General features: G+C 64.4%; 11 protein-coding genes and 1 tRNA gene. 3 read left to right on the top strand and 9 right to left on the bottom strand.

The window, feature by feature from the left end:
* Positions 1-209: 209 nt before the first annotated feature.
* Positions 210-2,750 carry a TonB-dependent receptor gene (locus tag ACODSD_RS16370; protein WP_488877835.1) on the bottom strand — a complete coding sequence of 847 codons (2,541 nt, stop codon included), beginning with the start codon at positions 2,748-2,750 and terminating at the stop codon, positions 210-212.
* Between the two features lie 714 nt (positions 2,751-3,464).
* On the opposite strand from ACODSD_RS16370, the gene ACODSD_RS16365 reads away from it, so the two are divergent.
* Positions 3,465-3,824: a DUF2325 domain-containing protein gene (locus tag ACODSD_RS16365; RefSeq protein WP_019104007.1), complete on the top strand. Its 360-nt coding sequence runs from the start codon at positions 3,465-3,467 to the stop codon at positions 3,822-3,824.
* Between the two features lie 116 nt (positions 3,825-3,940).
* Here ACODSD_RS16365 and ACODSD_RS16360 read toward each other — a convergent pair whose 3' ends face one another.
* The 8 genes from ACODSD_RS16360 to hpnC form a co-directional block, all read right to left on the bottom strand.
* The gene (locus tag ACODSD_RS16360) at positions 3,941-4,120 is read right to left on the bottom strand and encodes a zf-HC2 domain-containing protein (RefSeq protein WP_488877834.1); all 180 of its coding nucleotides are present in this window, start codon (positions 4,118-4,120) and stop codon (positions 3,941-3,943) included.
* Complete coding sequence (locus ACODSD_RS16355; protein ID WP_107798720.1) at positions 4,117-4,677, bottom strand: sigma-70 family RNA polymerase sigma factor; 561 nt, start codon at positions 4,675-4,677, stop codon at positions 4,117-4,119. Before ACODSD_RS16355 ends, ACODSD_RS16360 begins: the two co-directional genes overlap by 4 nt.
* A gap of 82 nt (positions 4,678-4,759) precedes the next feature.
* Positions 4,760-6,121, bottom strand: a complete 1,362-nt coding sequence (radA, locus tag ACODSD_RS16350; RefSeq protein ID WP_227107748.1) for a DNA repair protein RadA — start codon at positions 6,119-6,121, stop codon at positions 4,760-4,762.
* A gap of 27 nt (positions 6,122-6,148) precedes the next feature.
* A complete protein-coding gene (locus ACODSD_RS16345) occupies positions 6,149-6,712 on the bottom strand; it encodes a hypothetical protein (protein WP_107798718.1) in 564 nt (187 codons plus the stop codon).
* Between the two features lie 15 nt (positions 6,713-6,727).
* A complete protein-coding gene (locus ACODSD_RS16340; RefSeq protein ID WP_227107746.1) occupies positions 6,728-7,483 on the bottom strand; it encodes an SDR family oxidoreductase in 756 nt (251 codons plus the stop codon).
* 61 nt (positions 7,484-7,544) lie between these two features.
* A complete protein-coding gene (gene hpnE, locus ACODSD_RS16335; protein ID WP_235087874.1) occupies positions 7,545-8,813 on the bottom strand; it encodes a hydroxysqualene dehydroxylase HpnE in 1,269 nt (422 codons plus the stop codon).
* 7 nt (positions 8,814-8,820) lie between these two features.
* Positions 8,821-9,666, bottom strand: coding sequence for a presqualene diphosphate synthase HpnD (hpnD, locus tag ACODSD_RS16330; protein ID WP_107801710.1), 846 nt, complete (start codon positions 9,664-9,666; stop codon positions 8,821-8,823).
* Positions 9,667-9,743: 77 nt separating this feature from the next.
* The gene (gene hpnC, locus ACODSD_RS16325; RefSeq protein WP_235087871.1) at positions 9,744-10,556 is read right to left on the bottom strand and encodes a squalene synthase HpnC; all 813 of its coding nucleotides are present in this window, start codon (positions 10,554-10,556) and stop codon (positions 9,744-9,746) included.
* A gap of 176 nt (positions 10,557-10,732) precedes the next feature.
* On the opposite strand from hpnC, the gene ACODSD_RS16320 reads away from it, so the two are divergent.
* Both ACODSD_RS16320 and ACODSD_RS16315 read left to right on the top strand, forming a co-directional pair.
* Positions 10,733-10,808, top strand: a tRNA-Ala gene (locus ACODSD_RS16320).
* 163 nt (positions 10,809-10,971) lie between these two features.
* A complete protein-coding gene (locus tag ACODSD_RS16315; protein WP_488877833.1) occupies positions 10,972-11,757 on the top strand; it encodes a substrate-binding periplasmic protein in 786 nt (261 codons plus the stop codon).
* Position 11,758: the final 1 nt, after the last annotated feature.

The raw sequence follows: 11,758 nt of genomic DNA, 5'->3' as shown, positions 1-11,758 counted from the left end.
GCGCTTGGGCGGGGGACCGCCGATTCCTCTGGCTGTGATGCTCGTCATGTTTATACCCACAATTGCGGCGACTAGACCGGCCCCTCCCCGCCTTGTGAGCGGGCGGAGCCGGCGCGGCCGCCATTTGCCACTCCGGCCTTCGCGCGAAAGCCGGTTCCTGCGTCCTCCCTCCAGCCGGGGCGGCGCAAAGCCGTCCCGGCATGGCGGAGTTACATCTTGTAGCTGGCCTTCACGAAGTAGGCGCGGCCCACCGCGTCGGTGAAGCGCGGGTCATAGCCCTGGGGCGTGGTTTCGCCCTGATTGCTCCACGGCGGCAGTTGGTCGAACAGGTTCTTGATGCCGGCGGTCACGGTCAGTTGCTTGTTCCAGGCGTAGGATCCGGACAGGTTCCAGGTGGAGTAAGGCTTGACCATGTGGCTGGGGTCGGAATCGGTGTAACCGGACTTGTAAGCCTGGGCCAAGATGCCGCTCCACGAGCCGCGCATCCAGTTCAGCGCCAGATTGTGCTGCCAGCGGAAGGTGGGGCTGCCGTTGACATAGGCGCCCAGATCGCTGTGGTAGTCTCCGCCCTTCTCGTACTGGAAGCTGTGCTTACTGATGTAAGTGCCGTCCAGATTCACCGTGAAATCGCCAATCGAGGTGCGCGGCAGACGGTAGGAGAAACCCAGGTCGACGCCGGCGGCGCTGGTGTTGCCCAGGTTGTCGGTGAGGTCGGTCACGTACAGCAGATTGTTCTTCGAATCCCGGACGAACAAATTGGCGTATTTGCCCGGGTTGGCGAAGATGGTCTGCTCGTTCAGCGAACCGATGGAGTTCTGGATATTGGTCCACCAGAAGTCCACGCTGGTGGTCAGGTCCTTGACCGGCTCCAGCACCATGCCGAAGGAGATGGACGAGGATTTTTCCGGCTGCAGGCTCTTGTTGCCGCCGGTCAGCAGATTTTGCTGCGTCTTGACGCAAGAGGACGAACCGGCGCCCGGCTGCGCCACGCCGCCCGGGCACAATACCGGGTCGGTGTAGTTCTTGGCGGTCAGCTGCTGCTGGGCGGGCTGATTGATGTCGTACAGCGACGGTGCGCGGAAGCCGGTGCTGGCCGAGCTGCGCAGCAGCAGTTGCGGCACCGGCTGGTACTTCAGCGACACCTTGGGATTCACCGAGCTGCCGGAATCGCTGTAGTGGTCGTAACGCACCGCCAGGTTGGCGTCCAGATGCTTGATCACCGGGATGTCCAGCTCGCCGTACAAGGCCTGGGCGCTGCGCTGGCCGCTGCCGTCGTTGGTTTTGGTCAGGCCGGTGCTCAGCGTGTCGGTGGACAGCGCATGGTTGTAGGTATGCTCGATGGTTTCGCGGCGCGCTTCGGCGCCGATGGCCACCGCCAGCATGCCGGCCGGCAGTTGCAGCACTTCCTTGCTGACCTTGAAATCCGCCAGATCGAGTTTGGACTTGGCCTGCTCGATGCGGCCGCTGGACGAGAACGGTTTCCAGGCGGCCGGATCGGAAGTCCCTGGATCGAAGCCGCTGTTCAACGCGTTCTGCAGCTTGCTCTGGCTCAGGTAGCCGCCGTCCAGATCGTGGGTGACCTTGCTTTCCGAGTGGCCGAGGCCGGCGCGGTAGTCCCAACCGGCGATCAAACCCTCCAGATTCATCTGCAAACGCTGGGTGGTGGCGGTGGTGCTGTCCACGCGCGCGCCGGCCGGCACCGAGCGGCCATACACCGGGAACGGGCCGTCCGCCGGGTTCTGACCCGGCGCGGTCGGCGAAGTCACGTCGCCGGAGAACGGCGTCGGCGCCACCCAGGTGGTGTTCTTGGTTTCGGTCACCAGATATTGCAAGGACAGCTCGTGGTCGCCGATGCGGGTGGTGCCCTTGAGCACGCCGGTCTGCTGCTCGACCTCGGGCTGGATGGACGGATACAGCGAATACAGCTGCGAACAGGCGCCGCTGCCGTCCGGCGTCGAATACGGCGGCGCGCAATTGGGCGAGCCGGTAATCAGGTCGCCGCTGGGCAACAGGTAGTTGGGGGGAAAGCTGTTGACGCTGCGCTTGGTGCTGCTGGTGATCTGAGACGCGAAATCACGCTGGGTGGCCATGATCTTGTTGGTCTTGTGATACTCGTAAGCGCCGTAGATATTGAAGCCGTCCTTGCCCAGATCGCCGTAGCCGTAGGACAGGTTGACGCTGCGCTCCTGGCCGCCGGAACGCTGCGGGGACAGAAACTCGCCGCCGATGGACAGGCCCTGCATGGTTTTCTTGGTGATGAAGTTGATCACGCCGCCGATGGCGTCGGTGCCGTAGATGGCGGAAGCGCCGTCGCGCACCACTTCGATGCGGTCTATCACCGTCAGCGGAATGGCGTTGAGGTCGACCGAGGTGCCGTCCATTGGCTGGTTCACGATGCGGCGGCCGTCCAGCAGGATCAAGGTGTACTGGTGACCCAGGCCTCGCAGGCTGGCGTAGGAAGCCCCCCCGGTGGAAGCGCCCACCGCGGCGTTGGCCCCCTGGGAGGACTGGTTGGCGGCTAGGCTGTTGACCACTTGCTCAACCGACGTCATGCCCTGTTTGATCAGGTCGTCGGTCTTGATGATGGTCATCGGGATCGCCTGCTCCTGCTTGATGGAGCGCTTGATGTTGGAGCCGGTGATCTCCACTCGGTCCAGGGTGCCGCTTGCGTCGTCCGCATGGGCCAGAGGCATGGCTCCGGCGCCGAGCATGGCGAGCGCCAGCGCGATTCTCTTCTTGCGATAGTTCATGATTCTCCAATCCCTTGTAAGTTCATCCGGCCACTGACCTCGTCGGGTTTATGGCTCTATTCAGAGCATCGTTGTGCTCATTTTTTGATCTGAACCGAAGGCGATCCGAGTGTGCGAATTAATCATGATCAGCGTCAATAAACTTTTCCGCGGCGGCCCCCCGCCATCTTCAGAGCGAGCAGGCACTATGTTTTAAGCAATGATTCTTAAGGGCTCAAAACCTTTATTAAACAAGCGTCTAACCGGTATTAGAAATCCAATATACAAAAACCCTCATCGCATACTTAGAGCAGAAACTACAAAAAAAAGGCATGCATCTATCCCGTAAGCATGTTGCTTTTTTGCAATTGCGTTAAAAACAGCGCAGCGTAAATACTTCTTATTCTGTGTTTTTAATACTTGTTACATGTAAAAAGCTGGTGGCTGCCATGCATTATTCAGATGCCACTTTCTAAATCTCCTCCGGCAGGCGGCGCGGCCGCGGATTACGCCACGCCGGCCAGCCGGCCGCCCTCGCCCCGCCCGCCGGCCCGGCATGAAGCGCGCTCATGCAAGACCCGCCGCCGGCGCCGCTCTCTCGGGTAAACGGCCCACGCGGCGCGACCGATCCGCCACAGTTCACCCCTGTCCTGATTGCCATTTTCAAAGTTTGTGATTGACCGGCTAAATGATAACGATTATCATTTCTAAAAATTCACCCAGGAGGGATGTCCAATGAATGCCATGCTTGTGGGAGCCGATACCCTCGGCAATATTCCGGATGTGCTGCGCGATTTCGGCATCAACATCCATCGTCACGTCAGCGGCCGCAACAGCTCGCACCAGCGCAAGGTGGACCGCCTGCCGGCCGGCACCGACCTCTTGATTCTGTTCACCGATTTTCTGGGCCACAACGTGATGCGCCATTTCCGCGAACTGGCCTCGGAAAACCAGATCCGCTTCATCGCCTGCCGCCGCTCGGTCTGTGCGCTCAAGCAATCGCTCACCGGAGCCGGCCTCAACGACAGCCAATGCGCCGCCTGCCCGCACCAGTGCGCGGCGGCCAAGAGCGGCGGCGGCAAGCGCAAGCGCTGATTTTTTCTTACCACCCTTGAAGTTAAAAGCCGGCTTGCGCCGGCTTCTTTTTATCCCGCGCCGCGGGCAAGAAAAAACCGGCCAGAAGGCCGGTTTCCCCTTGCGCTTTCAAATGGCTACTCCCCGCGCCCCGCCTTGCACGCGGCCTCCCCCAACTGCTTCAGCTGTTGCGAGAAATTACGGCAATTGCCACACATGAACAGGTGCACGCGCAGACGCACGTGTTCCCACTGGCTCAAGGGACGATCCTGCGAGGCCGAGATCAAACGGCTGGCCTGACGACAACTCAACTTCATACGCTAGCCTCCCGGCTCCAGCGAATCGAAAAACATTCCCGCAAGCTCATGCGGGCGCGATACAGCAATACGGAACAGTTAGTCGCGCTGATCTCCAGATTCTTACAGATCTCCGCGATCTCCATGCCCATCACCTCGCGCATCACGAACACCATCGCGGTGCGGCGCGGCATCACTTCCGAACACTGCTCGAACACCTCCCAGAACTGGCGCGAGATCAAGGACTGCTCCGGCCCGCTCCAGGCCTTGACCGGCTCGCGCCAGTGGCCGTCCCGGCTGAACAGACCGTCGAAATCGCCGTCGTCGGCCTCGTTCTCCAGCGATTCGAACAGCTTCTCCTTGCCCTTGCGGCGCAAAGCGTCGATCAGCTTGAAGCGCAGGATGGAGGTCAGCCAGGTGCGCAGCGTGGATTTGCCGCTAAAGGAGGCGCGGGACTCCAGCGCCGCCAGCAGCGTTTCCTGCACCGCCTCGTCGGCGGCGTCCTTCTCGCGCAATTGCGCCAGCGCGTAGCGGAACAGATAAGGGCGTTCCGCTTCTATGTCTCGGTCTTCTATCATTCGCTATCCGCTTTCTTAGAGTCTGTTTACGATCTCGCGAGCTAAAGCGAGACGCAGCAGATCGTAAACAGGCTCTTGCCGCTCACTCGCGGCAGAATTCCACCGCCTGATCCAGGCGCTCCACCGCGATCACCCGCAGCCCTTCTATCGGCTGGCGCGGGCTGTTGGCCTGCGGCACGATGGCGCGGGTGAAGCCCAGCTTGGCCGCTTCCTTCAAGCGCTCCTGGCCGCGCGCCACCGGGCGCACCTCGCCGGCCAGGCCCACTTCGCCGAACACCACCAGCTTTTCCGGCAAGGGCTTGTTGCGCAAGGAGGACACCATGGCCAGGATGATGGCCAAATCGGCCGCCGGTTCGTTGATCTTGACCCCGCCCACCGCGTTGAGGAACACGTCCTGATCGAAGCAGGCGACGCCGCCGTGGCGGTGCAGCACCGCCAGCAACATGGCCAGGCGGTTCTGCTCCAGGCCCACGGTCAGGCGCTTGGGCTGGAAGCCGTGGCAGTCGTCCACCAAGGCCTGGATTTCCACCAGCAAGGGCCGGCTGCCCTCCTGGGTGACCAGCACGCAGGAGCCGGACACATCGTCGCGGTAAGAGGACAGGAAGATGGCCGAGGGATTGGACACGCCCTTGAGGCCGCGGTCCGTCATCACGAACACGCCCAGCTCGTTGACCGCGCCGAAACGGTTCTTGATCGCGCGTATCATCCGGTAATTGGAGTGGGAATCGCCCTCGAAATACAGCACGGTGTCCACCATGTGCTCCAGCACGCGCGGGCCGGCCAGCGAGCCCTCCTTGGTGACGTGTCCCACCAGCAGGATGGTGATGCCGGTCTGCTTGGCCATGCGCGTCAGCTGCGCCGCGCATTCTCGCACCTGGGACACCGAGCCGGGCGCCGAGGTCACTTGGTCGGTGTACAGGGTCTGGATGGAGTCGATCACCGCCACTTCCGGCTGCTCGCGCTTCAGCGTTTCCAGGATGGCTTCCAGCCGGATTTCCGCCAGCAGGTTGACGCGCTCGGTGGCCACCGCCAAACGGGTGGCGCGCAGCGCGATCTGCTGCGGCGATTCCTCGCCGGACACATAGAGCACTTTGCGGCGCGCGCCAATTTCGGACAGCGCTTGCAGCAATAGCGTGGATTTGCCGATGCCCGGATCGCCGCCGATCAGGATCACCGCGCCGCGCACCACGCCGCCGCCCAGCACCCGGTCCAGCTCGTCGATGCCGGACGGGTCGCGCGGCACTTCCTCGGTTTGCACATCGGACAGCTTTTGCACCTGGGTGGCGCTGTCGCTCCAGGACTGGAAACGGGCGTTGGCCGCCGGCGCGGCCTGCACCGCCTCGGTCAGCGTGTTCCAGGCGTTGCAATGCGGGCATTGGCCCTGCCATTTGGGCGTTTGACCGCCGCACTCGGCGCAACTGAATACGGTTTTGATTTTTGCCATCAGGACAACGGAAAGAAGTGGGCGGGCTCAGCCGTGCGAACCAGGCGCAGGGCTGTTCTTATTGAGTTCATTGATGATGTTGAGCAGGCGTTTCTGCTCCGGCTCCGCGCCGGAGGCCGCCTTGGATTTTTCCCCGCCTTCGCCGGCGGGCTTGTTGCGGATGGCCGCCAGCACCGCCTCCACTTGAGGATCGGTGCGCGCGGCGCGTTCGGCTTCTTCGTTGCTCAGCGGCCTGGGGCCGGAGGGAGAGGTGTTGGCGCTGGATTTTTCCGCCGGCGCGGACGCGGCGCCGTGGCCGCTGGCGGTGGGCGCCGGCATGCCGGCGGAGGCGGACGCTTCCCGGGGCGGCTCCATGGTGTCCAGCTTGTTCTTGGCCATGTACTCGTTCATCTCGCGCCAGCCGGCGTAAATCGCCGCCTTGTCGGCTTCGGGATTGCGCAGATAGCACTCTTCCAGCGAACGGCCGGTCTGACGGCAGGCCGCGCCTATCGCCTTATTGGCGTCCTTGGTCAAGCCGGTGACGTTGCCCACCCAGTTGCAGCCGGTCAACGCCAGCAACAGCGGCAACCATAGCCATCGCCCTATGCTCATGCCTCCCCCTTCCCCTCAAGCGCGCCGGGCGCGCAAATCCAGTTCCACGATCTCGCCGCTGCGGCCCTGGCTGGCGGGCCCCAGCCAGTACAGCAAATGCGGCATCAGTTCGGACAGATTGCCGCGTTCGGACTTGTCCTCGCCCGGGTGGGTGCGGTTGCGCTGCGGCGAATTCACCGGCCCCGGGATCAGCTGGTTGACGCGCAACTGCGGGTAAACGTCCCATTCATTGGCAGCCACCTGGGTCAGGTAGTTGAGGCCGGCCTTGGATGCGCCGAAACCGCCCCAGTACGGCGCCGGATGCAAGCCGTGGGTTTCGCCGACGAACAGCACCGCCGCGTCCGGCGAATCCTTCAACAGCGGCAGACAGGCCCGGGTCAGCGCGAACGGCGCCACGGTATTGATCCGGTACTGGTCCATCCACTCTTCCACCGTCTGATTGGACAGCGGCGACAGCGCGTAAAAATGCGAGGCGCAGTGCAGAATGCCGTCCAGGCGGCCCAGCTCGCGCTTGATCATCATCGCCAGATTGTTGAAATCGCCCTCCGCCGCCTTCAGCAGGTCCAGCGGCACTGCCGCCGGCTCCGGCCCTCCGGCGGCCGCTATTTCATCGTAGACCTTCTCCAGGCCTTTGACGCTGCGCGCCAGCAACACCACGGTGGCGCCGTGACGCGCCAACGTCAGCGCGGCCTCGCGGCCTATGCCCTGGGAGGCGCCGGTAATCAGCACCACGCGGTCCTTGAATGCGTTAGAGGCGATATCTGTCGTCATTTTTTTTCGCTATCTTGTAATCAGGGCCATCGGCGGCGCGCCCCTGCGGCCGCCGGATGGCTCACAGTCTTCCAATCACCGCGCGGGCGGCTGCGACGCCGCTTCGGACGGCCCCCTCCAAAGTGGCAGGATAATCAGCATGCGTCCAATCTCCCGCCAAATAAAGCGATTGTACCGGGCTTGGCTGCGCCGGTCGCCTCATATCGACCAAACTGGCAAAAGTGGCCCGCCGCTCCGCCAGCACCCGGAAATCAAGCCGCCGGCCGGCGCGCGGATCAAGCCGGCGCACGTCGGCCTCCACCAAAGCAGCCAGTTCCTCTTGCGCAAGCGCGTCCAGATGCTGCGGCGCGCTCATCACCGCGGCCACCCAGCCGGTCTCGCCCATCAGCGCGCCGCGGTCGAACAGCCAGTCGCCGACGCCGCCGCTGCAGGCGCACATCGGCGCCGGCAAACGAACCGCGCCTTCAAACTGCAGGTAGACGGTGTAGATGGGCCAATAACGATAAGCATCGGTCAGCTGGCGCAGCGCTGGATCCGCCGTCAGTTCCGCCGCGTGATACGGCGCCACCGCCAGCACGGCGGCGTCGAAGCGCTCGCCGTCCACGCTCACCCCCGTTGAATCCGCCGCCATGCCGCGCACGCGCCGGCCGGCGCGCAGATCCGCGCCGCGCGCCGCCAGCCAGCGCCAGGCCGGCTCCGGGAACAGGGCGGACAAGTCCACTTTGGGCAGCAAGAGATCGCTGGCGGCGCGCTCCGCGCCCAGGCTGTCGCGCAGCACCGCGGCCAGCACCCGCATCGACGCCTGCTCCAGCGGCGTGTTGAGGCCGGACAACACCAGCGGCCGCCAGAATTCGCGGATCAGCGTTTCGGACTGACCTTGCTCCAGCAGCCATTGCGTCACCGCGCAATCCGGCTCCACCCGCCAGCCCTGTCCTTTCAAACGCTGCAAGGCCAGCGCCAGCCGCACCTTGTCGCGCCAGCTTATGCCGCGCGCCGTCAGCAGGCCGGCCGCCAGATGCAAGGGCGCCGGCAGCCGCGGACAGCTCAGGCTGATGCCTCCCTGGCGCCGCCAGTTCATCGGCAGGCGCAGCAAGGCCCGGCTCTCGTCCACGCCCACCGCGGCCATCAGCCGCAGGCATTCGCGATACGCGCCGATCAGGATGTGCTGGCCGTTGTCCAGCCGGCTGCCGGGCACGCCGATGCGGCGCGCGCGGCCGCCCGGCTCGCGGCCGGCCTCGAACACGGTCAGCTCCGCCCGCCCGGCCAGCTCCACCGCGGCGGCGAGGCCGGCCCAGCCGGCGCCGATCACGGCGACGCGCGGCCTGCTCATGCGCGGCTCACGGCCGGTAGCCGAAAGTCCAGGTTTTCCATGCCAGCCACAACTTGCGGATGGGCGTCAGCGACAGCCGCTGATTGAGCACCTTGGCCGGGCCGTCCAGCTTGATCTCCTCCAGCGTGGCGCGGTAGATCGCGGCCATCAGCAGGCCGGGGCGCTGAGACTTGCGGTCCGCCGCCGGCAGCATTTCCCAGGCCTGACGGTAGTATTGCTGCGCGCGCTCGATCTGGAATTCCATCAAGTCCTTGAAGGCCGGGCTTTCCTCGTAGTGCAGGATGTCCATCGCCGGGCAATTGAAGCGCTGCAACTCCTCCATCGGCAGATAAATGCGGTCGCGGCGCGCATCCTCGCCCACGTCCCGGATGATGTTGGTCAGCTGGAAGGCGATGCCCAACTCGTGCGCGTACTCCAGCGTCTTCTCGTCGCCGTAGCCGAAGATGCGCGCCGCCAGTTGCCCCACCACGCCGGCCACGCGGTGGCAGTACAGCAGCAGGTCCTGGAAACGCTGGTAGCGCACCATGCTCAGGTCCATGGCCATGCCGTCTATGATTTCTTCCAGCTCGCTCTGCGGCAGGCCGAAAGCCCGCGCATGCGGCTGCAGCGCCTGCATCACCGGGTGTTCCGGCGCGCCCTGGTAGAGCTTGGCGATTTCGCCGCGCCACCAGGCCAGCTTGGCGCTGGCCACGCCGGGGTCGTGGCATTCGTCCACCACATCGTCCACCTCGCGGCAGAAGGCGTACAGCGCGGTAATCGCGCGGCGGCGCGACTCCGGCAAGAAGCGGAAGCTGTAATAGAAGCTGGAGCCGCTGGCGGCGGCCTTGTCTTCGCAATACTGATCAGGCGTCACGCGCCACTCCTGTCCAAGCGGCGGCCGCGGCGGGCCGCCGTCCTTCAATCATATTCATCGTCGTCGCGCCGCGGCGCTCACTTGGCGCGCGCCGCGCGCCACAGCATGTAAATCCAGTCGCGCCATCCCAGCACCGGACGGCGGCGGAACACGTCGCCGCCGGAGTCGTGCAGCTTTTTCAGTATCCGTTCGCCGCCCAGGATGATCAGCCTCAGTTCCAGCCCCATCCGGCCCTTCAACACTTTGCCCAGCGGCGCGCCGGCCTGCAACATCTTGCGCGCGCGCTCGATCTGGGCGCGCATCATAGGCTGCCACAGGCCGCCGGCGTCGCGCGCGGCGATCTGCGCCTCGCTCACCCGGAAACGCTGCAAATCCTCCTGCGGCAAGTAGACCCGGCCCTTGCGCCAGTCCAGCTCGACATCCTGCAGGAAATTGATCAGCTGCAAGGCGGTGCAGATGCCGTCCGACATCGCCAGCGAGCGCCTATCGTTCTCGCCGTACAGCGCCAGCATCAGCCGGCCCACCGGATTGGCGGAACGGCGGCAGTAATCCGCCAGTTCCGCGTAATCGCGGTAGCGGGTTTTCCCCACGTCCTGGCGGAAGGCCGCCAGCAGATCGTGAAACGGCTGCAAGTCCAGGCCGTGCTCGGCGATCGCCGCCGCCAGATTGCGCATCATGGCCGTGTCCGGCGTCTGGCCGGCGCCGATGCGCTCCAGCTCCGCGCCCAGGCGGTCCAGTTCGGCCAGCCTCAGCTCGGGGGTGTCGTCGCCCTCGTCCGCCACGTCGTCGGCGTAACGCGCGAAATGGTAGATGGCGTGCACGGCGCGGCGCATCCTGCGCGGCAGCAGGATGGAGCCCACCGGGAAATTCTCGTAATGCCCAACCGACATCGGCTTGCTTCCTGTTGTATGGCTGGCGAATGGGCGATTATAACCGAGCGCTCCGGACCCTCCTATGCCGGCGGCCGCGCCGCCGCCGGAAAATTATCCAAAAAAAGTGGCGGAGGCTATTTACACGCTCCTGCCGCTGCCATATACTGCGCAGCACTGTGAAACGCAGCCGGTGCGGGGGTATAGCTCAGTTGGGAGAGCGCTTGCATGGCATGCAAGAGGTCAGCGGTTCGATCCCGCTTACCTCCACCAAAAACTGCTTCACAGCGAGACGCCGCCCAGCGCGGCGCGCAGCAAAAGCCGATTCCGAGGAATCGGCTTTTTGCATTGTCCCCGCCCTTTTCCCGCTTGCCTTTTTTTGTTGCGGCGCAAATAACTAAAGCAAGTCCATCCCCTCCCGTCGCGGAGCTTCCGTATGCCGCGTGCCCGCCTGATCTTCCTGCTGCTGTCCCTGTGCGCCTTGGGCGCCGCGGCCGAGCCGCGCCCGGCCAGCCTGCGGCTGTGCACCGAAGACATGGACTCGCCGCCGTGGCGCAGCCAGAACGGCCCCAGCCTGAGCTTGCAGATGCTGAAGTCCGCCGCCCAAAGAAGCAATATCAAGCTGGAAATCCGGGAGATGGCCTGGGTGCGCTGCCTGAACGAGGTGCAGAACAATCAGTTGGACGGCGTCTTCGAGATCAGCTTCAAGCCGGAGCGGCTGCGCATCGGCGTCTATCCGATGAAAGGCGACGCCGCCGACCCGGCGATGCGCATGCATCTGGACAGCTACAGCCTGTACCGGCTGAAAGGCTCGCCACTGGAATGGGACGGGCAAAGCCTCAGCCACCTGGAAGGCGCCGTCGGCGCGCAGACCGGCTTCTCCGTCATCGCCCAGCTTCAGGCGCTGGGCGCGCAGGTGGACGACAGTTCGCGCAATCCGGAGCAGAACCTGAACAAGCTCTTGGCGCGCCGCATCGGCGCCCTGGCCTTGCCCACGCTGACCGGCGACAGCCTGCTGGCGGGCAATCCGGCCTATAGGGACAGGATAGAAAAAGTGGGGCCGGACTTGGTCGCCAAGCCTTACTACCTGATTTTTTCCCACCGCTTCGCGGACGGCCACCCCAAGCTGACCCGCCAATTCTGGGAAGCCATCGCCCAGACGCGGGACACCCCCGAGTACCGCAAGGCTCTGCAAGACGCGCTGCGCCAGCTCAACCGCTGAC

This window comes from Chromobacterium sp. FG22, assembly GCF_057809415.1.
The sequence above is the reverse complement of the archived record's forward strand: the minus strand, read 5'-3'. Positions and strand labels throughout refer to the sequence as shown.